Source organism: Maribacter sp. MS6 (assembly GCF_056839185.1).
In genome coordinates, this window is record NZ_CM166389.1 from 2166553 (window position 1) to 2190793 (window position 24241).

Annotated in this window: 18 protein-coding genes; 11 read left to right on the forward strand and 7 right to left on the reverse strand. The window is 41.6% G+C overall.

The window, feature by feature from the left end:
• Positions 1-47: 47 nt before the first annotated feature.
• Both MS6x_RS09545 and MS6x_RS09550 read right to left on the reverse strand, forming a co-directional pair.
• Positions 48-1391 carry a hypothetical protein gene (locus tag MS6x_RS09545; RefSeq protein ID WP_482607053.1) on the reverse strand — a complete coding sequence of 448 codons (1344 nt, stop codon included), beginning with the start codon at positions 1389-1391 and terminating at the stop codon, positions 48-50.
• 3 nt (positions 1392-1394) lie between these two features.
• Positions 1395-2642: a choice-of-anchor B family protein gene (locus tag MS6x_RS09550; RefSeq protein ID WP_482607054.1), complete on the reverse strand. Its 1248-nt coding sequence runs from the start codon at positions 2640-2642 to the stop codon at positions 1395-1397.
• Positions 2643-2837: 195 nt separating this feature from the next.
• On the opposite strand from MS6x_RS09550, the gene MS6x_RS09555 reads away from it, so the two are divergent.
• The 6 genes from MS6x_RS09555 to MS6x_RS09580 all read left to right on the forward strand — a co-directional run bounded on the left by MS6x_RS09555 (position 2838) and on the right by MS6x_RS09580 (position 9872).
• Entirely contained in the window at positions 2838-4247 is a 1410-nt protein-coding gene (locus MS6x_RS09555; RefSeq protein WP_482607055.1) for a Gfo/Idh/MocA family protein, read from the forward strand.
• 92 nt (positions 4248-4339) lie between these two features.
• Entirely contained in the window at positions 4340-5392 is a 1053-nt protein-coding gene (gene thiL, locus MS6x_RS09560; RefSeq protein ID WP_482607056.1) for a thiamine-phosphate kinase, read from the forward strand.
• Positions 5393-5428: 36 nt separating this feature from the next.
• Positions 5429-6562: a helix-turn-helix domain-containing protein gene (locus tag MS6x_RS09565; RefSeq protein ID WP_482607057.1), complete on the forward strand. Its 1134-nt coding sequence runs from the start codon at positions 5429-5431 to the stop codon at positions 6560-6562.
• Between the two features lie 75 nt (positions 6563-6637).
• On the forward strand, positions 6638-7279 hold the full coding sequence (locus MS6x_RS09570; RefSeq protein ID WP_482607058.1) for a hypothetical protein: 642 nt from the start codon (positions 6638-6640) through the stop codon (positions 7277-7279).
• 12 nt (positions 7280-7291) lie between these two features.
• Positions 7292-7933: a CPBP family intramembrane glutamic endopeptidase gene (locus MS6x_RS09575; protein ID WP_482607059.1), complete on the forward strand. Its 642-nt coding sequence runs from the start codon at positions 7292-7294 to the stop codon at positions 7931-7933.
• A gap of 652 nt (positions 7934-8585) precedes the next feature.
• Positions 8586-9872: a branched-chain amino acid transport system II carrier protein gene (locus tag MS6x_RS09580; protein WP_482607060.1), complete on the forward strand. Its 1287-nt coding sequence runs from the start codon at positions 8586-8588 to the stop codon at positions 9870-9872.
• 47 nt (positions 9873-9919) lie between these two features.
• On the opposite strand, the gene MS6x_RS09585 is transcribed toward MS6x_RS09580, so the two are convergent.
• From MS6x_RS09585 to MS6x_RS09600, 4 genes are all read right to left on the reverse strand, one after another.
• Positions 9920-10099, reverse strand: coding sequence for a hypothetical protein (locus tag MS6x_RS09585; RefSeq protein WP_482607061.1), 180 nt, complete (start codon positions 10097-10099; stop codon positions 9920-9922).
• Between the two features lie 5 nt (positions 10100-10104).
• Entirely contained in the window at positions 10105-10875 is a 771-nt protein-coding gene (locus MS6x_RS09590; protein WP_482607062.1) for an exodeoxyribonuclease III, read from the reverse strand.
• Positions 10876-11044: 169 nt separating this feature from the next.
• Positions 11045-12337 (reverse strand): aminopeptidase P N-terminal domain-containing protein, encoded by a 1293-nt coding sequence (locus tag MS6x_RS09595; RefSeq protein WP_482607063.1) that lies wholly within the window; start codon positions 12335-12337, stop codon positions 11045-11047.
• 72 nt (positions 12338-12409) lie between these two features.
• On the reverse strand, positions 12410-12733 hold the full coding sequence (locus MS6x_RS09600) for an SdpI family protein (protein ID WP_482607064.1): 324 nt from the start codon (positions 12731-12733) through the stop codon (positions 12410-12412).
• A gap of 169 nt (positions 12734-12902) precedes the next feature.
• Here MS6x_RS09600 and MS6x_RS09605 point away from each other — a divergent pair, with 169 nt between their 5' ends.
• The 3 genes from MS6x_RS09605 to MS6x_RS09615 are packed head-to-tail and all read left to right on the forward strand — an operon-like array spanning position 12903 to position 19313.
• A complete protein-coding gene (locus MS6x_RS09605) occupies positions 12903-16064 on the forward strand; it encodes a WD40/YVTN/BNR-like repeat-containing protein (RefSeq protein WP_482607065.1) in 3162 nt (1053 codons plus the stop codon).
• Positions 16065-16081: 17 nt separating this feature from the next.
• Positions 16082-17533: a M20/M25/M40 family metallo-hydrolase gene (locus tag MS6x_RS09610; protein WP_482607066.1), complete on the forward strand. Its 1452-nt coding sequence runs from the start codon at positions 16082-16084 to the stop codon at positions 17531-17533.
• A gap of 55 nt (positions 17534-17588) precedes the next feature.
• On the forward strand, positions 17589-19313 hold the full coding sequence (locus MS6x_RS09615) for a M28 family peptidase (protein ID WP_482607067.1): 1725 nt from the start codon (positions 17589-17591) through the stop codon (positions 19311-19313).
• A gap of 190 nt (positions 19314-19503) precedes the next feature.
• Here MS6x_RS09615 and MS6x_RS09620 read toward each other — a convergent pair whose 3' ends face one another.
• Positions 19504-20082, reverse strand: a complete 579-nt coding sequence (locus tag MS6x_RS09620) for a peptidylprolyl isomerase (RefSeq protein WP_482607068.1) — start codon at positions 20080-20082, stop codon at positions 19504-19506.
• A gap of 314 nt (positions 20083-20396) precedes the next feature.
• On the opposite strand from MS6x_RS09620, the gene MS6x_RS09625 reads away from it, so the two are divergent.
• Both MS6x_RS09625 and MS6x_RS09630 read left to right on the forward strand, forming a co-directional pair.
• Positions 20397-23264 (forward strand): glycosyl hydrolase, encoded by a 2868-nt coding sequence (locus tag MS6x_RS09625; RefSeq protein WP_482607069.1) that lies wholly within the window; start codon positions 20397-20399, stop codon positions 23262-23264.
• A gap of 5 nt (positions 23265-23269) precedes the next feature.
• A complete protein-coding gene (locus MS6x_RS09630) occupies positions 23270-24241 on the forward strand; it encodes a ThuA domain-containing protein (protein ID WP_482607070.1) in 972 nt (323 codons plus the stop codon).

The window sequence follows — 24241 nt, forward strand, 5'->3', positions numbered from 1 at the left end:
ACATATAATAGCATAGGGTTTTTTTATGGACAGTATAAGGAGAACCCTTACTTCACTTTAATCATTACAATATCGGATTTTCCTTTGGAAATAGTATTTTGGAAATCATCACTAGAGGTTTCTCCCACGAGCACTATACCACCGTCTAAATTCTCTACAATATCGAAAGCAAAATCCAAACCACTACCTCCAAAAGATTTTTGCCAAACCAGATTACCTGCTTCATCCGTTTTAATGACCCATATATCATTTTCCCCATAATTAGCGTTGGCATCCTTGTCTGAACTTTTGGAATTGCCTACGACAAAATAACCTTCATCCTTACTAGCAATAACCGCTTGTGCAGCATCAAATCCAGAACCCCCATAAGCCTGCTCCCAAACTATACTGCCCGTGTCATTTACTTTTACCAACCAAAAATCAGACTCCCCATTTGTCTTAGAAACATCTCCATCAGTACTAAAAGTGTTGCCTGTTATTACATAACCTCCATCCGGCGTTTTAGCAATATCGTAAGAGATCTCTATTCCAGAACCTCCAAAGGAACGTTCCCAAAGCAAATACCCGTTACCATCAACCTTTACCATCCAAAAATCATAACTCCCTTGCGAGTTACTAATATCAAAATCATCGCTTTCAGTAAATCCAGCCATCACAAAACCACCATCTTCAGCCTCTACTACAGCATGTGCCCTATCATTGTTTGTACCTCCAAAATAACCCCTCCATTGTAGCCCACCAGTTGCATCGATTTTAGTCCCCCAAAATTCCCCAACGCCATGTCTCGTAAGTGTGTTTGATTTCTCTGTATTCCCATCTGCCCGTGCCGATGTAATATCCAAAAATCCGGTAAAAAACAAACCGCCATCCTGCGCCTCTATTATGTCATAAGAGTGGTCATGGCCCGAAAAACCAAAACTCTTTTCCCATTCTAATTCCCCTTGCGCATCTACTTTTAACACCCAATTATCGTGAAATCCATTATTTCTAGAGCCATCCCCATCATCGCTCATGGCATATCCGGTTAAGGCAAAACCACCATCCTTGGTTTGAACCAAGCTCTGACCTCTGTCATCCTTACTGCCACCATAGGTTTTGTTCCATTCAAGATTTCCAAGTCCATCGAATTTTAACAACCAATAATCGTTTACTGGATTTGCCTTATTCTGAACATCTCCGTCCATACTATTCGTAAAACCTAAAACTGCATAACCACCATCTGTGGTAGAAATTATTGCTTGTGCTGTTTCTTCTCCACTTCCACCAAACGTTTTTATCCACTCCACTTCGCCCAAAAAGTTAGTTTGCGTCTCCGTAAGTGAACCAACACTTTCATCCTTAGTACAGGCAAATAAGAGGATGGGAAAAAATAAAAAAAACGACTTCCGCATTTCTTACTCTGATTTTTTAATTACAAATAACCCACGGTTGATGTCGCTAACTAAAATCTTACCGCTATTTAAAAAGGGGTACACACTCCATACGCCATCAAACTGTGTATTATCATTAACAGGATAGGTGTCAAAAAAACCTGTTTCGAAAACTGATTTTTCTGCTATTCCGGAAATATCCAAAACACGAACCCCGGCAGTATAATTCGCAAGGAAAAATTCATCTCCTACAACATAACCATTATGATCTATAGCACTGGTTGGACCTAAATATGTATCGTGTAATACGGGATTGTCCAAATCTGTTACATCGAAAATTAGCGTCCTAGATCGGAACCCTGAATTTATTTCATCCAACTCATCTCCAAGAATAAAATAGCGTTGGTCTTCGGTAAACCAGCCTTGATGGGTATATCCTATAAATGGATATCCTAAAGTTGAAATTGTTAAGGGAGTATTTTTTTGGGAAACATCTACTATGACCACTTGATCTTCATTCGCTCCAACAAAAATTTCAGAGCCGACATAATCCGTATCCGGACCGGTGTAGTTAATCACTTGTGCATCATGCGTGTATCCATTGACCCCCCAACCGCCAGCTGAATTAGGTGTTCCGGGATTTTGTAAATCTAAAAAGTGTACGCCCCCATTAAATTGATCATTGCGATCTGTGCCTACTGGATATGCAAAACCTGTTTGCTCATTGATGACAATATTGTGGGCATTCCCAATATCCGTATAACGGTAGTTCGCAGAAAACACCTTAGGAAGGTTATTGGTATCCCTTAGCTTTTTTAAATCGAACACTTGAACACCGTGGTTATTTGCCTCCGCAACTATATAGGCGAAGTCTTTATAGACCTTTATATCTCGCCATGGGCTTGAAGTCGTTGCAGAAGGCAACTTGCCCAAATAAATCAAATTTTCGGTATCGGAAATATCCACAAAAGCAGTGCCATCATCCAAACCCATTAAGGCATATTCTTTTCCGGTGCTAGTATCCATCCACCCCCAAATGTCGTTTCCTGAATCAGACTCAAAATCTTCTAACGAAATTCTTCCCAACAAATCATAGCCTTCGCAGGGATATTCTCCGGCCATCCCATTTTCACATGGAACAAAAGAACTGGATGAGCCAACACTCTCGTCATCCGTCATGGATGCACTATCGTTAGCGGTAAATGCATCGTCACCACTGGAACAAGAAAATACTAAAGAAATAAGAATAGAGGTTAAAAGAACTTGTTTCATTTACTTTTATTTGCCGTGTACTTCTTGTAAAGATATGAAATACCCCAGCAGTCTATATAAATATCCAAAGGCTTAGTTAAGAGAATACAAAAAAATTAATTATATTCAACGCTCTTTTTAATTTCTACAACAAGCACTTTTATAATTATGGTAAAAAAACCTTCAATTCTTAAGAACGAGTCAAGAAGATCGTTCGTGAAAAAATCGACTGTCGCTGCTGCAGGATTTATGATCGTACCAAGACATGTATTGGGCGGCCAAGGATATGTAGCCCCTAGTGACAAACTGAACATCGCCGGTATTGGTGCAGGTGGTAAAGGAAAAAGTGATTTATCCTCTTTTGCCGAAAGTCCAAATGTGAACATTGTTTCGCTTTGTGATGTCGACGATCGCCAAGCGATTGATTCTAGAAAGGCATATCCAAAAGCGAGCTATTACCACGATTTTAGAGAAATGTTGGAGAAGGAAGGGAATACTATTGATGCCGTTTCCGTATCCACTCCAGACCACAACCATGCTGTTGCAGCCTACCAAGCAATGTCGATGGGGAAACATGTCTATGTTCAAAAGCCTTTGACACATGATATTTGGGAGGCTCGTATGCTTACAGAAGCTGCCAAAAAGTTCAAGGTGGTTACCCAAATGGGAAATCAGGGAGGTTCTGGAGATGGGGTGCGTAAAATGAAAGAGCTTTACAATGCCGGAATCATTGGAGATGTACATACAGTAAAATGTTGGACTAACCGTGCAATATGGCCGCAGGCACTGCAAACACCTACCAAAAAAGACAAAATTCCAAAAGGACTCAACTGGGACCTTTGGTTAGGCACTGCAGAAAAGAGAGATTATAACGATGCTTACCTTCCGTTCGATTGGAGGGGATGGTCGGATTTTGGAACTGGTGCATTAGGCGATATGGCCTGCCACATTATGGATCCTGTATATCGAATATTACCAATTTTGTATCCGGATACCTTTGAATGTAGTATTTCTGATTCATTCAGTGGGAATTTTGCCTATAGAGATTATCCAAAAAGCTTCCCGAGCTCAAGTAAAATACACCTAAGCTACCCTAGAACAGACGGTAATGGAAAGATAAAAGTTACTTGGATGGATGGTGGACTCTTACCTGAAAGACCGGAAGAACTTGGAGATGATGAAGCATTAGGAAACTGGGATGGTGGTGTCTTGTTCATTGGAGATAAAGGAAAATTATTGGCAGATTGTTATGGTGCCAATCCTAGACTACTACCACTAAGCCTTAACGAACAGTTTGAAGTAGAAGAAACTATTGCCCGTGTACCAGAAGGTCATTACCTGCAATGGGTTAACGCGTGTATGGCAGGATATGGAAACGCGGAGACCAGTTCTTCTTTTGATTATGCAGGGCCATTTACAGAGAGTATCCTTATCGGGAACCTGGCACTAAAAGCGTATTTTGAAATAGATCCTTCGGCGGAGAACAAAAGTTTCTGGGGTGGAGGAAAACAGTACTATGGCAGAAAACGTTTACAATGGGATGCTGAGAACATGAAGGTGACCAATTTTGAACCCGCGAACAAATATGTGAAACGTACCTACAGCGATGGTTATTCTTTAGGATAATAATAGCGTGTAAAATTCTTTATTAAAACCGAAGCATTACGTTTCGGTTTTTTTATGTCCAAGAATTTACGCTAACTCCGTACTTTTGCATCATGCTAGAAAACAAAAATAACGAACTTACCTCATTGGAAAAATTAGGTGAATTTGGCCTTATAGAACACTTGACCAAGGAGTTCACTATCACCCATAAATCCACTTTAAAAGGAATTGGTGATGATGCCGCAGTTTTAGACTTTACGAACAAGAAAACAATAGTAACTACCGATTTACTGATTGAAGGCATACATTTTGACCTCAGCTATATGCCTTTGAAGCACCTTGGATATAAGTCGGTCATGGTTAATCTGAGCGACGTATATGCCATGAACGCAACAGCAACCCAAATAACGGTGTCCATTGCAGTATCCAATCGATTTCCCTTAGAAGCTTTAGAAGAATTATATGCAGGCATCGCAACTGCTTGTAAAGCATTTGGCGTAGATTTAGTAGGTGGGGATACCACTTCGTCAAAGACCGGATTAATGATTAGTATTACGGCACTTGGCCAAGTAGATGAAGATAAAATCACCTATCGTTCGGGAGCAAAACCAAACGATTTATTAGTCGTTAGCGGAGACCTGGGAGGTGCCTACATGGGGCTACAAGTATTGGAGCGTGAAAAAGAAGTTTTTAAAGTTAATCCTAATAGCCAACCAGATCTTGAGCCGTATTCTTATATCGTAGAGCGACAATTAAAGCCAGAGGCAAGAAAGGATATCGTAGCCCTTCTTCAACAATTAGATGTACAACCTACGTCAATGATCGATATTAGTGACGGACTATCATCAGAAATCTTACACCTCTGTAAGAATAGTAATGTGGGCTGTAATTTGTTTGAGGACAAAATTCCGTTGGACCCGACGGTTATTTCTAGCTGTGAAGAATTTAAAGTAGATAGTACCATGATTGCCTTAAGTGGCGGTGAGGACTACGAATTACTATTTACCGTAGACCAGTCGGCTTTTCTTAAAATAAAGGGGAACCCAAGCTTATCCATCATTGGACACATGACACAGGCTACTGAAGGAGCGCACTTAATAACAAGGGGCGAAACAAAGATTCCGCTGACTGCGCAAGGGTGGAATTCTTTTTCGGAAAGCGAATAATTGCATAGCTTGTAACTTCGAGCGCAACAAACCTGTATGGAAATCATCTTAAATGCTGGCCTTGGAATCGGAGTTTTCATGTTTCTACTCCTCCTCTTCAAGAAAAACAAGAACCGGAGCGACTATCTTTTTTTAGGCTGGTTATTGGTGACCTTAGGGCAAATCGCTTTTTATGAAATTACCATTTACCAGTTTCCAATTGAAGGCTTTTGGGCCATTCTAAGCTTTTCATTGCCCTTATTGGGGGCGCCATTGCTATTTCTTTACATTTTATCCCTAACCGGACATCGAATTACGTGGAAAACGCTATCGCTACATTTAGGAGTTTATGTGCTCTATGTTATCTTCTTTTTTGTACTACAGCAAAAAGAAAGCCTTCTCCTGACAGCAACGAACGGCTTTATCGACCCCAACGAGAAATCCCTTTGGTGGATGCAATACTACGCCGTACCCCTTGCCATTTCAGGATTTGTCTATTGTACTTGGGATTTGATCCTGTTGAAAAGACACCAAGCAACTATTCTGGATTATTTTTCCTTTGAGGAAAAGGTCAACTTGAAATGGGTCAGTTATATCGTGAACTCCTATTTTCTTCTGTTCCTGGCTTCTTCGTTCTTAATTTTCGGGGCGGTGCAGTTTCAATTGCTTCCCGTCGAAAAAGCTTTTGCATTGGTTGGAATTTGTCTTAGTGTTATGGTCATAGCCTTCGGATTCTATGGGTTCCGTCAAACCGCTATTTTCTCCAATAGCGACTTGCAAAAAATCTCGGGCTTAAACACTACGGATACCTCGAATCAAAATGCCTCGTATTCCAAATCAGGACTTACCGTTGAAAAAATAGAACGTTTGGCTAGCCGACTCGTCGAACATATGGAAACCGAAAAACCTTTTTTAAACGAAAACCTGAACTTATCGCTACTTGCCGAAAAAAGCGAAATACCCCAATCTCATATCTCCCAAGTTATCAATCAACATTTTCAGATGCACTTTTATGATTTTGTAAATCAATATCGGGTCGAGGAGGCTAAAAAGATGTTGTCCTCACCTGAATTTGATCATCTATCCGTTTTAGGTATCGCCTTCGATTGTGGTTTCAAATCCAAATCTTCGTTCAACCGGTACTTCAAAAAATATACGGGGGTTTCTCCTTCCGAATTCAAGAAAAAATAGCCCCAATGGGTTTCAGCCGATGGGTTGGGTCGCGCATCTTTTTCATTATCAGGAGTTTTGTCCTAAACTTTTGAAATGGAAGACTACACATTCCTACACCGGAGCAATATTATTGTGCATGTCATTTTAGGAACGTTCGCTTTGCTACTTGGTCTATTTATCCTTTTGACAAAAAAGGGAGGAAAAAAACATCGAAAAATCGGAAGATGGTTCCTCGTACTTCTCACCATTGTGGTAACGACGGGATTGTTAGGCGTATTCTTTTTTAAGGCGAACCAATTTCTTTTAGTACTTACATTGTTGAGCGGGTATAATGCGTATTCCGGTTTTCGAATCATTAAGATGAAATCGAACACCTTTAAACCTTATGATGTTCTTGTCGCTTTGGCTACACTTGGTTCCGGTATATTCTTTCTGTATTACATTAAATCGATCGGTATGGTTTGGTCACCCGTTATCATCTATGCAACTCTTGGGTTCCTGTTCTTTTCGATTTCCTATGATCTCTTGCGCTATTTGATTCCCGAGAAGAAGTATGGGAAACTTTGGCTCTACGAACACATCTACAAGATGATAGCCGCTTTTACGGCACTTCTGGCAGCGGCCACAGGTACCATTTTACCGAATTTCAAACCGTACAGTCAATTTCTGCCTTCCGTTTTCGGAACATTCTTGGCGCTAGGTTTCGTCATTTTCTTCTATCAAAAAAAATTCTAAAGCTACAAAATCATGAATCTTTCAAAAAACAGAACCATCGTACTACTGTCACCCTTTGTTATAATTGCCGTCAACCTTTTGGCCGCTTATATTTTTGGGCAATTTATTGACAAATGGGCTTTTATTCCGATGATTTTATTTGGTTGGGCCTTGTGGCTCTTCTTTATAATGAAATATGGCGGTCAAAAATCGATTGAAAAATGGTTGAAAAAACCCGGGAGTTCTGTAGGATGGAGTATAGTGGCAATCGTAATCGGGTTGATTCCCTTGCCGATATTCCTTTTGCACTCTGAAACTTTAGCGGGTTGGCAAATTTGGTTGCCGTGGATTCTGTTGGCTCTTATTAATCCATGGATTGAAGAATTTTACTGGCGGGGCTTACTTACGGACTACACCAAAACTTGGCCAAATTGGGTATCGGTTTTATTCACAAGTAGCGTATTCGCCATAAATCATATTGCATTTGGTATCAATTCGGAAGTCAATAGTGGAATCGATTTGATCATTGCAACTTTCATTATGGGAATCGTATGGGCGACGATATACTTAAAAACAGGAAGTTTACGATGGGCCATTTTTTCACATTTTCTGGTCGACTTCCTGAATTTATCCGCAGCGGCATTTTTAGATCTTTTCGATAAGGGAAGTTGGTAAACAAAAAAATTCCCGAAAACAAGGGCAAACTTTACTTATCCATTGTGGGGCGTTACGACAGTTAAGATGAAAGCGGCTTACTTAATTTACGGGAATAACCATTAAACTCCTTTACCAGCCATGGGACTGGAGTTTATGTATATTGTATTTTTTTTAGGAGGGGAGGGAAGAATTATGCTACTTGTTGCGCAGCTTGATGTCTTCTCTGATAAATATGTTCTAAAGTCCTATTAATATCCTGAAGTTCAGGTGTCAATATAGATAGGTTACCGCTTACATCTGTAGTAACCTGTTTTTGACAGTGGATACATTTGTATTCTTTGATATGGGATGTAACCTTTTTTGATATGGAGTAATGGTGGCCAAAAATATTACAGAATATTTTTTTCATTTGGTAGGGTTTTTAAAGAGCATCGGCACGATTTGGGAATCTTTATAATGCTTTGTTCAACGTTTCGTTTTTAGGATAATAAACCAATGGTTAATTGGTGTGTTTATTAATTTTGGTTCAAGATATAGTATATTAATCATCTGAACCATAATTTGTTGTGATGTGTTCAATTCCTGTTGTCAACTTCCAAAAGTTATAGGTAAGGGATTTTTGTTGTTACGCTTTCCTATTTTTAAATTATCTTGCCGAGCAACTTTTACTATGCGCGAAACCAAAAAAATCCTCGTTACAGCCTTTGCTCTTTTCTCTCTATTTTTTGGGGCGGGTAATCTTATTTTACCTCCCTTATTGGGTTTTAATTCAGGTGGTGTTTGGTGGTTGGTTGCTCTAGGCTTTTGTCTTTCGGCAGTAATAATTCCAATTTTGGGGATTTTGGCACATGCCAAGCTTCAAGGAACTATTTTTGATTTTGGCAAAAAAGTATCGCCTTCCTTCGCCTTGGTGTATTCCGTTATTATTTATGCTATTTCAATTAGTCTACCGTCACCTAGAACAGCATCTGTGACTCACGAAATGGCCGTACAGCCTTTTTTTGACAGTCCATCTTGGCTTACAAGTATCCTTTATTTTGGCTTAGTATTTGTTTTTGTAATAAATAGGTCTAAAATTTTGAATATTATAGGTAAGTTATTGACTCCCGCAATCATTATCATACTTCTTTTATTAATTGGGAATATCCTGTTTTCATTTCCTTTTGATTTTTCAAACATGCAAATAGCGAGTGCTTTCACAGATGGTATTTTGGAAGGCTACCAAACCTTTGATGCCATCGGTGCCGTTGTTGTAGGTGGGGTTATCATTATATCAACTAATATAGAGAATAAAGAGGCTTCTTATTCAGATAAGAAAGCACTGATTCGCAAGGCGGGTTGGTTGGCAGGATTAGGTTTATTTCTTATTTATGCTGGTTTGATTCTTTCCGGCAGCCTGATGCATGGCTCGTTTAATGCAGAGGTGACTAGAACAGCATTGCTAAGCGGAATGGCGATTCTGAGTTTAGGGACCATTGGTAATCTAGGCCTTAGTATCTTGGTAAGTTTAGCTTGTTTTACTACGGCAGTTGGTATTGTAACAGGTACTTCGGATTTTGTAAGGGCACAATTCAAGAATTCCAAAATGGCATATACCCTAACCGCTATTTTAGGATGTATATTGGGGGTGGTAATGGGGCAGTTTAATGTAGCATACATCATTGCAGTTGCCTTACCCGCGCTCATGTTTATTTACCCCATTACCATAGTTCTTATACTATTAAATGTGGTTCCTGAGAAATATGGCTCTGCCAACGTTTTCAAGGCTGTTGTACTTACCACTATTATTTTTAGTGTTCCAGATTTTTTGGGATCGGTTGGTATCCCGCTAGCGGCAAAAGGCGAGTATCTTGAATGGATACCTTTACAAAAATATAGTTTGGGTTGGGTGTTACCGGCTTTAGTAGTTTTTTTATTGGGGAATGTTTTCAATGGGAAAACAGTGTCTAAAGCATAATATCATTTAAAAATGTTGCAGTCGCAATATGTAAGTAGTAGCATTTCTTACTCCTCTAGCCTCTTTCTTTTTTTAGAATAATAATAAAACAAATAGGCTATTAATACGAGTACCGCAAAAGGCAAATAAGTGCCAATGGCAACGCCAATTTCGTAGGCCCTATCCGGAGCTTCTTGTATCTTTTTTTCAATATCGGCCGCTTCTTGAAGCATTACTAGTAAAGGCATACTTTCTAAAATTTAAATTCAATACTGATAGGGCAATGATCGCTTCCCATAACCTGGTCATGAATTTCTGCGGAAGTTACTTTGGGCCAAAGCGATTCACTGACCAAAAAATAATCGATACGCCAACCTACGTTACGGCTTCTGGCACCACCCCGCATACTCCAGAACGAATATTTGTCAAACGTATGGGGATGTTTGGCCCTAAAGGTATCCACCAATTTCAGTTTTTGCAACATGTTGTCTAACCCGTCGATCTCGGCTTGGGTAAAACCTGCAGTTTTGTTGTAGTTGGATTTTGGGTTCGCTAAATCGTTTTCGGTATGCGCCACATTAAAATCGCCTGTAACCACCAAAGGCTTACTTTCCGATAGCTTTTTTAGGTACGCCGTAAAGTCCTTGTCCCACTGTTGACGATACTCCAAGCGCTTTAATCCGCTACCGCTGTTGGGCACATAAACATTTACGAAATGAAAGTACTCGTACTCGGCATGCGTAATACGCCCTTCCAGATCATGCTCGGGTACGCCCATATCTATAGAGAAGGCTATTGGTTTTGCCTTACTAAGAATAGCCGTACCGGAATATCCTTTGCGTTCTGCACTGTTTGAATACAGTTCGTAACCATCAAGTGCGTCCAAAGCCCCGGCCACTTGATCATCCTGTGCCTTGGTTTCCTGCACGCAGAACACATCGGCATCAAAATCGGACACCACATCTGCAAAACCCTTTTTTACCGCCGCACGAATACCGTTTACGTTCCAAGAGACTAGTTTCATATTTACTTGTTTTATTTTTAAAAATGATTCAAGCTTACCAAAGGAGGTGTGTAATTCGCCATTAAATAAATTGACCAGAATTCAAACCTGTCCTACGACTGCGCTCAGGATGACGACCATTTATATAACCGACCACAATCACTGACCACCTGTGACTCTTTACCGCAAACTATTTTGTCATCAAACTCTCTATCTCCTCCACCTCAATAGGAATATTCCCCATTAAATTAAAAGGTTCGCCTTTTTCCTGTAGCACCACATCGTCCTCCAAACGCACTCCAAATCCTTCTTCCGGAATATAGATACCTGGTTCTACGGTAAAGACCATATTCGCTTTCATAGGGGTTTTGAGTTCTCCGTAATCGTGGGTATTTAAACCAATATGGTGACTGGTACCGTGCATAAAGTACTTTTTATACGCTGGCCAATCCGGATTTTCGTTCTGTACATCGGCCCTGTCCAACAATCCAAGTCCTAACAGCTCAGAAGTCATCAATTTACCACATTCTTTATGATATTCCGCCCAAATTGTCCCTGGCACCAAAAGTTTGGTCGCATCGTTCTTCACGCGTAAAACAGCCTCGTACACCTCCTTTTGTCGTTTTGTAAATTTTCCATTTACCGGAATCGTACGTGTAAGGTCACTGGAGTAGTTGGCATATTCGGCGGCCACGTCCATCAAAATCAAATCGCCCTCCTTACATTGCTTATTATTTTCTAAATAATGTAATACGTTTGCGTTATTACCAGCTGCGATTATCGGCGGATAGGCGAAGCCTTTAGAGCGGTTACGAATGAATTCATGGATAAGTTCTGCCTCTATCTCATGTTCCCAAACGCCCGGTTTTACAAATCCTAGTAAGCGTCGAAATCCCTTTTCGGTAATGTTACAGGCCGTCTGCATCAAGTCTATTTCTTCCGGCTCTTTTATCCCTCGAATGTCCTGAAGGATGGGATTGCTCTTTGCTACGCGATGCGCAGGATACTGCGCCTTTGTCTTTTTAATAAAGCGGTCTTCCCTTGTTTCGTTCACCACGGCTTGGCGGTAGTGCTCGTTGGTATTAAAGTAAATGGTATCCGCCTCGGACATCAAATCAAAGAAAACCTTGTCAAAATCGGTTAACCAGTAAATGGTTTGAATTCCAGATACTTCAGTCGCCATTTCTTTGGTCAGTTTTGCGCCTTCCCAAACGGCAATATGGTCATTGGTTTCCCGAACGAACAAAATTTCGCGGTGTTTTTTATCCATCGCATCCGGAAAGAGCAACAAGATAGTTTCCTCTTGATCCGCACCGCTGAGGTAAAAAATATCGCGATGCTGCTCAAAGGGCATCACACTATCTGCACTAATAGGGTAAATATCATTGGAATTAAAGACCGCAATGCTTTTAGGCATCACGCGCTGCATGAATTTTTTACGGTTTTTTATAAAAAGGGAATTAGGAATTTGTTCGTATTTCATTGTTCTGGAATTTGAACCCCTAAATTAAGAATTCCGAATTTGCCCTGCGAACATTCGATAGCATTTAAGCCGTTATTCTTTTTTCATTCGCCATAACTTTAGTTCTACAACCGCAAAAATAAGTACTATTCCACTTAGGAAACTGGTTATAAATAAGTCGTCGCTATCCATAAATTTTAAGTCCTGGTTGATGTATAAAAGGACGCACATAAGTATGCTTACCCCTAAAAATAAGCGTGATGCCCATTTATTGGCTACCTCCCAATTCTCATCATTTTTTGTGGACGAGGGTGTTCTGTATCCGTAGACTGGATTAATACCTTTTGGAGGAACAAAAAAGTAAAACAAGCCCACAACTAAAAGAATAAATGCTCCTAGAAGAAAAAAATCTTGCATAGCTAATCTTATGTTAGTCTTCCTAAAATATAAAAAACCAGTAATAAATACAATACGCGTATTTCGTTTCATGTAAGGATGGTCAAACCAATTGTAAAGCTACATTCAGTTTCTAATTTTGGTTATCTTAGTAGACTTTCAAGTAGAACACTATCTCAACTTCGGCAAAATGAAAAGAAACTCATTACTCTCAATCTTACTTTTTTTTACAACCCTGATTTCCCAAGCGCAAACCGACCCCTCCGTTTTCGAAAACCTAGATTTTAGATTTATAGGTCCTGAAGGGAACCGTACCATTGCTATTGCAGGGGTTCCCGGAGACCCAATGATAAATTACATCGGTGCCGCCTCTGGAGGATTATGGAAAACTACGGATGGCGGACTCAATTGGGACCCTATTTTTGATGATCAGGATGTTTCTTCCATAGGTTCCCTGGCCATTACTCCCACAAATCCAGATATCGTTTGGGTAGGCACCGGAGAAACCTTTGTCATCCGACCAGCACATGCCATGGGTGACGGTATTTATAAGTCCGAAGACGGAGGAAAAACATGGAAAAATATGGGGCTCAAAAAAACGGGTCGCATTGGACGAATTATTGTACATCCTACCAATCCAGATATCGTCTATGCCGCAGCATTGGGTCACACCTACGGACCACAACAGGAACGGGGTGTTTACAAAACTACAGATGGTGGTAAAAACTGGAAACGTATCTTTTTCGTGGATGAAAATACTGGAGCGGCAGAATTGGCCTTGGATGCTAAAAATCCAGAAAGACTGCTAGTGGGTATGTGGTCTATTCATATTAATACTTGGGGATTGCGAAGTGGCGGTCCCGGAGGAGGGGTTTATAGAACTTTGGACAGTGGAGCGTCATGGGAGCCAATGAACGCAAACGGACTTCCCGGGGGAAAAGACAATCCCGTAGGCAAAACTGCGGTCGCCATCTCTCATTCAGAACCAGATATCGTGTATGCGCTGTTTGAAATTGATAGCCCGGCTTTATACCGATCAGAGGACTTTGGCGAAACCTGGACCTTACAGACCCGTAACCATGATATTGGGGAACGTGCTCCGTACTACATCCGTATGGCCGTTTCGCCAAGCGACCCCAACGAACTTTATTTTGCCAACGTAAAATTCAGCACTTCCAAAGACGGGGGCAAAACCATTAAAGGAGGCTACCGTGCCGGTGGTGACAACCATGATATTTGGTTAGACCCTACAAACGCCGATCGTTTAATGGTAGCGCATGATGGCGGTGCCAGTATCAGTCTTAACCACGGCAAAAGTTTTCAGCGTATCGTACTGCCCATTGCACAAATGTACCATGTGTCTGTAGATGATCAGATACCGTATAACGTTTATGGCAACCGGCAGGATGGCTATTCCTATAAAGGCCCCAGCAACAGTAGACAAGGCTATATTCCTTTAGGGCTTTGGGAAGGTGTGGGCGGATGCGAAAGTGGTTTTGCCCAACCCGACCCTTTTGATAACGACATTGTTTGGTCCGGGTGTTATGATGGCGGACTGCAACGCTATAATGCCAAAACCGGCCACGCAAGAGATGTACGGGTTTGGCCCGAAGCCGGTTACGGATGGGAACCGGGCAAACTAAAATATCGGTGGCATTGGAATTTCCCACTGGCCTTTTCTCCCCATACCAAGCACCGGGTTTATGTAGGTAGTCAATACGTGCATAAAAGTGATGACGGCGGACAAAGTTGGCAGGTGATCAGTCCAGATTTAACCTTAAATGATAAATCACACCAACAAAATTCCGGAGGTATCGCAGTAGATAACTTAATGACCTTTGATGGTTCCGTATTGTTCAGTATCGTAGAATCAAAACTAGAACCAGGATTGATATGGGCGGGAACCAACGACGGACAAGTACAAATAACAAAAGACGGCGGAACCAACTGGACCAACGTAACCGCAAACATTCCCGGTTTACCCGAGTGGGGCACCATTGCCAATATTGAAGTATCGCACTATAAGGAAGGAACGGCCTACATTACGGTAGACCTGCACCAAATGGGTGATTTTGAGGCCTACGCCTATAAAACGGAGGATTATGGAACTAGGTGGAAAAAGATAACGGATTCCATGCCTAAATCGGTGCACACCTTCGCGCACGTCATCAAAGAGGACCCCAAGAGAGAGGGGATGTTATACTTAGGCGTGGATAACGGACTATATATTAGTTATACTGATGGGGATACATGGATGCGCTTGCGGAACAACCTTCCCCCAGCACCCGTGTACTGGCTGGAAATTCAGGAACGTTTTGATGATTTGGTCGTAGGCACCTATGGTCGTGGCTATTATATCTTGGACAATGTAGCGCCGATACGGGAATTTGATGTCGACGCCAAAGACCAAAAAGCACATTTGTTCAGTATGCGGCCTGCGTATCGATTTATTGACAAACAAGCTATAAAGACAGATGGACCGAGCATGAACTCGGGCCGAAACCCGGGGTATGGAGCCGATATCCATTACTATCTTAAAGACAGCACAGATCAAAAAGTAGCCATAGAAATATTGACCATGGACGACCAATTAATAAGAAGTTTGGAAGGCAAACAAGATGCCGGTATCCATAGAGCCATGTGGGATTTAAGATACGAACCTACTTATAAACCAAAATTGCAGTCTACACCACCCGGAAGACCTTGGGTGCAATTGAACGGAGAAGGATGGCGACCGTTAGTAACTTGGGATTTGGACCTGTGGCGCGGACAATTCGGTCCCCGGGTGGTGCCACAGCGCTATAAAATAAAACTGATCGTAGGCGAAGAAGAATTTATACGTGAGGTTGATGTACTAAAAGATCCTGATTCCGAAAGCAGTTTGGAAGAATTAAAGGAACAAGTAGCCTTTTCCCTAGAACTAAGGGATGCTATGAACTTAGCCGTTACCATGATCAATGACATTGAAACCATACGGGCAGAACTCAATGAAATCATTCCAAAACTGACCAAAAACGGCGATCGTAAAAAAGCGGAGGAACTGCGAATACTTGCAGAATCCATTGCAGGCTCTTTGTATGACATTCATTTAACGGGAGCTCGTGAAGATGCTTTTAGATCTCCTATGAAACTTTATGGTCGGTTAAGTGCATTGGCCAGTGATATAGGCGGATTTGGGGCAGATTTTAAACCGACCGACCAACAACGTGAAGTATATGCTATCTTTAACAAACGTTTAAAAACTGTAGATGTGAAATTCAAAAAATTCATGGATGTCGAAGTCAATAAATTGAATATTCAACTGAAGAAAAGTGAACTCGAAATCCGAACGGACAAAAAACTGAAATCATAAAAACCCTTACCAAAACCATGAAAAAAATTATTCTATTTTCTTTAGCCATAGTTGTGCTAAGCGCATGTACAGAATCGAAAAAAGAAGAGACCCAAGCGGAACTGTTTGCACGTGTTGATACAGAAATACAACAGAATTCCAAAGCGTACAGCACCTTAAAAGAGGCCAGTGAGACCATTGGGCACCGCCTTACCGGATCAGAAAATGGGGCCAAGGCGGAAGAATACACCTATAACAAATTTAAAGAGTACGGATTTGAGGATGTGCAATACCAAACCTTTGAGGTAGAAGCTTGGGCACGAGGAACGGTCGCTTTGGAAATAGAAAGCGAACCTATGAAAGTAGTGACCTTGGGACATTCCCCCATTAAAGCAGATGTTACCGGCGAAATCGTAGATATGGGCAATGGACTGGAGGCCGATTATGCCGCAGCTCCGGATGCCGTAAAAGATAAAATCGCCTTGGTATACATTAATATTTTAGAAGGAAGTCCGGAAGGCTTGACCAACCTACACCGTAGTGAAAAAACAGCGTTGGCCATGAAATATGATGCAAAAGGTATCATCATTATCAATCAGGTTCCCAATGGTGTGTTATTGACAGGGACTGCCTCTGTAACAGGCGGACTTATTCCTATCCCGGCCGTTTGTATTGGAATGGAAGACGGGATGGCCTTGAAAGAAAAACTCAAAGAACAAGCTGTTTCGGCACACATAGAAATGACCAACACGAGCGATGTCATCAAAGCCAGAAATGTGATAGCCACCTTACCAGGTAGTGAATTACCGGAAGAGGTTATCGTCATTGGGGGGCATTTGGATTCTTGGGATTTGGCAACCGGAGCCATAGACAACGGCATCGGTTCTTTTGCGATCATCGATATAGCACGTGCCTTTAAGGCGAATAACCTACAACCCAAGCGGACTATTAAATTCATCATGTTCATGGGCGAGGAACAGGGATTATTGGGCTCCAAATACCTGGTAAACCAAGCCATTGCAAATAATACGATAGACAATATTAAATACATGATGAATCTGGATATGGCAGGAAATCCAATTGGGATGAACGCCGGTGGAAAACTGGAAAACGAGGCCTTCTTTACCGAACTAGGGGCAGCCATCCAAAAACAGGATACGATATATCAGAATAGCTTCTCCAACCGTTCCGGTCTGCATAGTGACCACCAACCCTTTATGTTGGAAGGTGTTCCCATTTTATCCGTACACAGCAATCTAGACCGATCTATTTACGGCTGCTACCATAGCGATTGTGATGATTTTCCTTTAGTAAACGAGGAACATATTACCAACACGGCCCGGTTTGGCACCATGATGCTGTACGGCCTAGCTAATGCGGAAACCCTACCTGCTACTAAGATGAACAGTGAAACAACAAAACAATTTATGATCGATAACAACCTTAAAGAGAAGTTGATTATTGGCGGAGATTGGAAATGGGGGGAGTAAACGTCTATAAAGAGTGTTAAGTGAATAGTAGACTTTAAAAAAACAAATTTATTGTATGAGAAAACAGCTCTTTTTTATTGGTTACTTATTCATCATTACCTTGGGCTGCTCACAAGTAAAAGAAACACCACCAAAATCCCAAGAGTATTTTGATATCATCCGACCTGCCTTTACCGGCGATTTGGCATATAAAACCACCGATTATGTAGCGAAATACTGGCGCGTGGCAGGGAATACCGGTTTTAACAAAAGTGTCTATTGGATTGCCGAACATTTGGAAAAAGCGGGCTATGTGCTAGAGAAAAAAGCCACCGCGAACGACCGACTTACGTATCGTATCGAAACACGTGAAATGGACCATCCTACTTGGGAGCCGGTTTCGGCCGCTGTGCAAATTATGGGGGAAGAAACCCCGTTGCTAATTTCAGAAAGCAATCGGAATATGACCTACCTCAATTCGGCCTCCACTCCCAAGGAAGGTGTTGTGGCGGAGGTTATCCATCTAAAAAATGAAGAAAATATTAATCAATATAATGTAAAAGGGAAGGTCGTTTACATCGCGGCGAGCGCACGGAGACTTGTTCAAAGATTAATAGACCAAGGCGCCTTAGGCATTATTACGTATAACAATCCATCCTATCTTCAACCGGAAAAGAATACGACCTCCATTCAGTTTCGGAGCTTACCTCCCCAAACGGATGCTTCGTTTTGGGGCATCGCGCTATCTTATGCGGCAAAAGAACGGTTGGAATCGGCCTTGGCCAAAGGAAAAGTAGAAGTCCAAGTAAACATTCAAACCAGGAGCTACACATCCGAAGAGCTTACCGTGGTAGCCGATATAAAAGGGGGCAAACTTCCCAAAGAACGCATGGTATTTAGCGCCCATATTCAGGAACCCGGAGCAAACGACAATGCCTCAGGAGTTGGTGCTCAATTAGAAATGGCCACTTTGGCAGCTCAGCTTTTTAACTCGGAAAAAATAGACTTGGATCGTACCTTGACCTTTCTTTGGGGCGATGAAATCATTTCTACGAGACGCTATATTGAAGAAGATTCCGAACGTGCAAAAAAAATAAAATGGGGCATTAGTTTGGATATGGTAGGCGAAAATACAGCAATTACGGGAGGTAGTTTCTTGATCGAAAAAATGCCGGACCCCAGTGCCGTTTGGACCCGTGGAAACGACAAACATACCGAATGGGGCGGAGAGGTTTTATCATTGGAAGACATGAAACCGCACTACCTCAACGATTTTATGATCGGAAATTTCGAAAATCAGGGTACGTTTGCCAATTGGGAAGTCAATTCCAATCCGTTTGAAGGGGGCAGCGATCATACGCCTTTTTTACATGCCGATATTCCCGGATTATTACTCTGGCATTTCACCGACCAGTTTTACCATACCGATAATGATAAAATTGATAAAGTTTCTCAAGAAACCCTTAAAAATGTAGGGACGGGTGCTTTGGCCAGTGCATTGACGCTCGTAAATGCGAATACACAAACTGCAGAAAATGTCCTGAAAAACATAGAAAAAGCAGCGACAGAGCGCTTAGAGGTAGAATATGAATTAAGTGCAAAAAGCATTCAGAACGGTGCAAATTATAAGGAAGAAAAGGCGATTCTAGATGCCTGGTCAGCTTGGTATTCCAAAACCTTCCAAACCGTGACCGATTTGGAACAGCAGCCTACCAAAATATTACAAGATAAGATTGTGACTGCTCAAAACAAACTCAAAACTCTCGTTAAGCAACAGCTGGATCAGCTTGAAAAAATTTAGTGAAAGTCGGTAAATCAAGCTTAAATGACCTAAAATACTCCTAGATTAAAAATTAGCCAATTGTATTTTACTTAAGTGTCGGTTAGAGTGCAATCGAGAACGTTCCATTGCTAAGTCGGACTTCGACTGCGCAAAGACTGCCATTTCTACATTAAATTGATTAGGAATTTAACAAATAAGCACTCCTCTTTTAATTTAATTCCACGTCATATTCCTTTAACTCTTCAACCGTCATCATCAGTACATTAACATCCATGGTAATTGGCGTTAGCGGCTCGTCCAAACTGTCCCTTTGAACACTAACCATAGCATCGACCACATCCATGCCTTTAATGACTTTTCCGTAGACGGTATAATCACCATCCAAACGGTGTTCCCCTTCTTTATTTTGAACAATATAAAATTGGCAACGTGCGGATAACTTATCCGGATTGCCATCCCTACCTGCTCCAAATGCCCCATACGTATGCGTGAGTTTTTCATGGAACTCGGGTTTTAATAAATATTCCAGATCATTAAAACCTTCTGGGGTATCCGGGCAACCGGCCTGTGCCACAAAATTGGGAATAACGCGATTAAAAGTAAGACTATCCCAATACCCTTTATTGGCAAGTTCGATAAAGCTTTTTTTATGGTTGGGCGTTTCATTGTAGAGCCAAACGAGTATTTCGCCCTGAGGGGTTAGTATCTGACCTACTTCATAGCTTTTAACGGCTGAACAAGCCTGCAAAAGGAGAACCAAAGCGCTAATGACTACTATGCGTTTCATAATCAAGATTTTAAAACTTAAACCTACAAAAAAAGATACCCTTTTAATGCTTTTTTTTTATTTAAAATTAGGTGTTGTTTCCTATCCCATGCCCATGGCTCCTTATATAATGTTATGAACCGCCATAAGAATGCTTTGGCCAAGGCTACCATAGGAAGCTGAAGCTGATCCGGCGCCAACAACAAGTATTCCAAGCAACTGTACCCAAAGCCCCAAACTAAGCGATTTACTGTAAGACGTCTGCATTCGTGAATTTTTCTTGTCACCGGAAAAACTTATTGTTACCTTCCGCTTAAGAACTTCAACATATTAAAATGAAAAAAATTCTCCTAATTACACTTATTAGTAGTAGTCTTGGATTTGCACAAGTCCAACCTAGCTTACCAGCAGAAGTACTCACATCATTGCAATCAAAACTGGAACTTACAGAAAATTCGATTCTGAAAAATATTCCCTTAAAAAACATAGGCCCTACTGTAATGAGTGGTCGTGTGGCCGATCTTGAAGTCAATCCAGATGATCCTACCGAGTTTTACGTAGGCTACGCCTCTGGCGGGGTGTGGCACACTATAAATAACGGCACTACGTTTACGCCAATTATGGACAATGCCAAGACCATTAATGTAGGCGATATTGGTATTCATTGGCCAACTAAAACTATTTATGTTGGTACAGGAGAAAACATTTCGTCCCGCTCCTCCTATTCGGGAATAGGGATGTTAAAGACCACAGATAATGGAAAAACTTGGCAAGATATCGGCCTACATGATGCCCATCATTTTGGTCGGATTCTAGTAAATCCAAATAATCCCAATGAAGTAAGCGTAGGTGTAACCGGTCACTTATATTCCCCCAACAAAGAACGCGGAATGTATAAAACTACCGATGGCGGTAACACATGGAAACAAACCCTATACATCAACGATGCTACCGGAATCATTGATGTAGCGCACGCACCCGATAATTTTGCTATACAATATGCCGCAGCATGGGAAAAAAATCGAAAAGCTTGGGATTTCACGGGTAACGGAAATGCATCTGGCATATATAAAAGTATAGATGCGGGAAGTTCATGGGTTAAAATTTCTACTGCTGGAAGTGGTTTCCCTACGGGCGAAGGCGTAGGTAGAATAGGATTTGCGGTGTACGATGAAAATACGGTGTACGCCGTTCATGACAATCAGTATAGAAGACCTAAAAAAGCGGATGAAAAAGATAAAAAAGAAGACATTGGGAAAAATAATTTTGTGTCGATGTCCAAAGTAGATTTTCAAAAACTGGACGACAAGAATTTGGACGCCTTTTTAAAGGAGAATCGATTTCCCAAAGCCTACACGGCAGCCACGGTAAAGGAAATGGTAGCTCAAAATGAAATTAAGCCCGCAGACATTGCGAGCTATTTGGGAGAAGACGATCCAGATGTTCCTACTACACCAGTAATTGGTGCAGTAGTATACCGAAGTGATAACGGAGGAAAAACATGGACAAAGCAGAACGAAGAATATATAGACGATTTGTTCTATAGTTATGGCTATGTATTCGCACAAGTACGTGTAGATGCGTCCAATAAAGAAAAAATCTATCTCTTGGGTGTGCCCATTATCAAGTCGGACGACGCAGGAAAAACCTATACCTCCATTCAAAAGGAAAACGTACACGTAGACCATCATTCACTTTGGGTAAATCCAAAACGTCCGGGGCATTTAATCAACGGCAACGATGGAGGTTTAAATATTTCCTATGACGATGGTGAAAACTGGACCAAAAACAACTCGGAATCCGTTGGTACTTTTTTTGCTGTAAATATAGACCATCAAGAACCCTACAATGTGTATGGTGGCTTGCAGGACAATGGCGTTTGGATGGGGCCACATAATGCGGAAAGCAACTTTGAGTGGTTACAGAGCGGCCATCATCCTTGGAAAGGAATTGCGGGAGGTGATGGAATGCAAATCCAAATCGACCGCAGAAATCCGAATATCATTTTTACGGGTTCCCAATTTGGCTATTATTCCCGGTTGGATATCGAAAATGACAAACGAACGTTTATAAAACCAGCTCACAAATTAGGCGAATCGCCGTATCGTTTCAACTGGGAATCGCCCATTCTGTTATCCTCCCATAATCAAGATATTCTTTATTTTGGAACGAACAAATTCATACGTTCCATGGACCAAGGAGATACTTGGGAGGCTATTTCCCCAGATATTACCGCTGGTGGCAAAAAAGGTAATGTTCCGTATGGTACGCTCACCACTATTTCAGAATCGCCCTTTCAATTTGGGCTGCTCTACGCGGGTAGCGATGACGGAATGATTCAAGTTTCAAAAAATGGAGGAAGTACTTGGGAAGAAATAGGGAAAAACATCAACGTAGAAGGGCTTAAAACTGACCAAGCCCTTTGGGTAGCACAAGTGCTCGCGTCCAAACACAAAAAGGAACGTGTGTATGCCGCCTTAAGCGGATACCGTTATGACGATTTTACGACCTATCTCTATCAGAGTGACGATTACGGTACCACTTGGAAATCTATTTCATCCAATATACCCCACTCGCCCATGAACGTTATCATTGAAGACCCTGTAAACGAGAACCTCCTGTTCGCCGGAACGGATAACGGACTATATGCAAGCATGGATCAAGGAACCTCTTGGGAAGCTTTCCAAAACGGGATGCCCTTCGTAGCGGTCCATGATCTGGTCATACAGCCCGAGGCAAAACATTTAATCGTTGCCACCCATGGCCGTGGCATCTACAAAGCGGATATTGCGCCACTACAACGAATGACCCGAGAGGTGATAAAAAAAGAATTGTACGCTTTTGATTTGGAAAATATAAAACACTCAAGCCGATGGGGAAGTTCTTGGAGCTCGTGGATGAAAGCTAATACCCCAGGCCTAGACCTTACTTTTTACACGGCTAAACCGGACACTTTTACCGCTATCGTAAAAACCGAAGATGGTATTGCGGTAAGCGCCACTGAAGTAAAAGCGGACAAAGGTCTTAATGTGCTTTCCTATGACGTAGCCTTCTCCAAAGCGGGAAAAATGGACTATCTTAAAAAACACAAGGCAAAATTAGAACCAGCGAAAGACGGTAAAACCTACCTTCCAAAAGGTACGTATACTGTAGAACTAAAAGGAAACGGATTAACAGAAACCAAATCTTTCACAATAAAATAAATCCAATGAATCGATATAAAACACTACTGGTAGTTCTTTGTTTACTAATGGTGATTTCCAGCTCGGCTCAAGCTCCGAAAAACGAAATAAAAGTATTAATCATTGATGGTCAAAACAATCATGTGCAATGGCCAAAAACTACCTATATGCTAAAATGCTACTTGGAGAAAAGCGGGCTTTTTAATGTGGATGTAATTCGCTCTGACTATACATGGAAAGGGGAGGAATTTATTGCCAATTTTCCTATTGACGGCCTGCCCCCAACCGTAGCCTTGGAAGAACCGAGAACAGATGCAGATTTTAATCCTAATTTCTCCGATTACGATGTCGTTATCTCCAATTTTGGATGGAATGCCTCAACCTGGCCAGAAAGCACACAAAAAGCCTTTGAAACCTATATGGAAAATGGAGGTGGATTGGTCGTTTTTCACGCAGCAAACAATTCGTTCCCGAAATGGGAGGCCTATAACCATATGATTGGACTCGGCGGTTGGGGCAACCGTACCGAAAAAAATGGTCCTTATGTCTATTACAACGATGCTGGGGACCTTATACGTGATACCTCGCCAGGAAAGGGTGGCGGACACGGTCCCCAAAGTGAATATCAAGTTCAAGTTCGAAATACAGAACACCCTATTACCAAAGGAATGCCAGAATTGTGGATGCACACCAAGGATGAACTTTACGACAAGTTGAGAGGCCCCGCGGAACACATGGAGATCTTAGCGACGGCGTACTCGGATCCAAATAACAAAGGAACTGGAAGACACGAGCCTGCACTCATGACACTAAACTATGGTAAAGGTCGTATTTTTCACAACATTATGGGGCATGCAGATTATTCGGTTGCCTGTGTAGGATTCATCACCACGATGCTCCGTGGTACGGAATGGGCCGCAACAGGGAACGTGACTCAAGAAATTCCTCAAGATTTTCCGACTGCCGCAACACCAAGCTCAAGAATATTTCAAAAATAA

What these genes read in the sequence shown, in the direction of transcription:
- MS6x_RS09620 (WP_482607068.1), bottom strand. Translation starts at nt 20,082, where the DNA reads ATGAAACGCATAGTAGTCATTAGCGCTTTGGTTCTCCTTTTGCAGGCT.
- MS6x_RS09590 (WP_482607062.1), bottom strand. Translation starts at nt 10,875, where the DNA reads ATGAAACTAGTCTCTTGGAACGTAAACGGTATTCGTGCGGCGGTAAAA.
- MS6x_RS09565 (WP_482607057.1), top strand. Translation starts at nt 5,429, where the DNA reads ATGGAAATCATCTTAAATGCTGGCCTTGGAATCGGAGTTTTCATGTTT.
- MS6x_RS09550 (WP_482607054.1), bottom strand. Translation starts at nt 2,642, where the DNA reads ATGAAACAAGTTCTTTTAACCTCTATTCTTATTTCTTTAGTATTTTCT.
- MS6x_RS09605 (WP_482607065.1), top strand. Translation starts at nt 12,903, where the DNA reads ATGAAAAGAAACTCATTACTCTCAATCTTACTTTTTTTTACAACCCTG.
- MS6x_RS09625 (WP_482607069.1), top strand. Translation starts at nt 20,397, where the DNA reads ATGAAAAAAATTCTCCTAATTACACTTATTAGTAGTAGTCTTGGATTT.
- MS6x_RS09595 (WP_482607063.1), bottom strand. Translation starts at nt 12,337, where the DNA reads ATGAAATACGAACAAATTCCTAATTCCCTTTTTATAAAAAACCGTAAA.
- MS6x_RS09610 (WP_482607066.1), top strand. Translation starts at nt 16,082, where the DNA reads ATGAAAAAAATTATTCTATTTTCTTTAGCCATAGTTGTGCTAAGCGCA.
- MS6x_RS09630 (WP_482607070.1), top strand. Translation starts at nt 23,270, where the DNA reads ATGAATCGATATAAAACACTACTGGTAGTTCTTTGTTTACTAATGGTG.
- MS6x_RS09615 (WP_482607067.1), top strand. Translation starts at nt 17,589, where the DNA reads ATGAGAAAACAGCTCTTTTTTATTGGTTACTTATTCATCATTACCTTG.
- MS6x_RS09570 (WP_482607058.1), top strand. Translation starts at nt 6,638, where the DNA reads ATGGAAGACTACACATTCCTACACCGGAGCAATATTATTGTGCATGTC.
- MS6x_RS09600 (WP_482607064.1), bottom strand. Translation starts at nt 12,733, where the DNA reads ATGCAAGATTTTTTTCTTCTAGGAGCATTTATTCTTTTAGTTGTGGGC.
- MS6x_RS09575 (WP_482607059.1), top strand. Translation starts at nt 7,292, where the DNA reads ATGAATCTTTCAAAAAACAGAACCATCGTACTACTGTCACCCTTTGTT.
- MS6x_RS09545 (WP_482607053.1), bottom strand. Translation starts at nt 1,391, where the DNA reads ATGCGGAAGTCGTTTTTTTTATTTTTTCCCATCCTCTTATTTGCCTGT.
- MS6x_RS09585 (WP_482607061.1), bottom strand. Translation starts at nt 10,099, where the DNA reads ATGCCTTTACTAGTAATGCTTCAAGAAGCGGCCGATATTGAAAAAAAG.
- MS6x_RS09580 (WP_482607060.1), top strand. Translation starts at nt 8,586, where the DNA reads ATGCGCGAAACCAAAAAAATCCTCGTTACAGCCTTTGCTCTTTTCTCT.
- thiL (WP_482607056.1), top strand. Translation starts at nt 4,340, where the DNA reads ATGCTAGAAAACAAAAATAACGAACTTACCTCATTGGAAAAATTAGGT.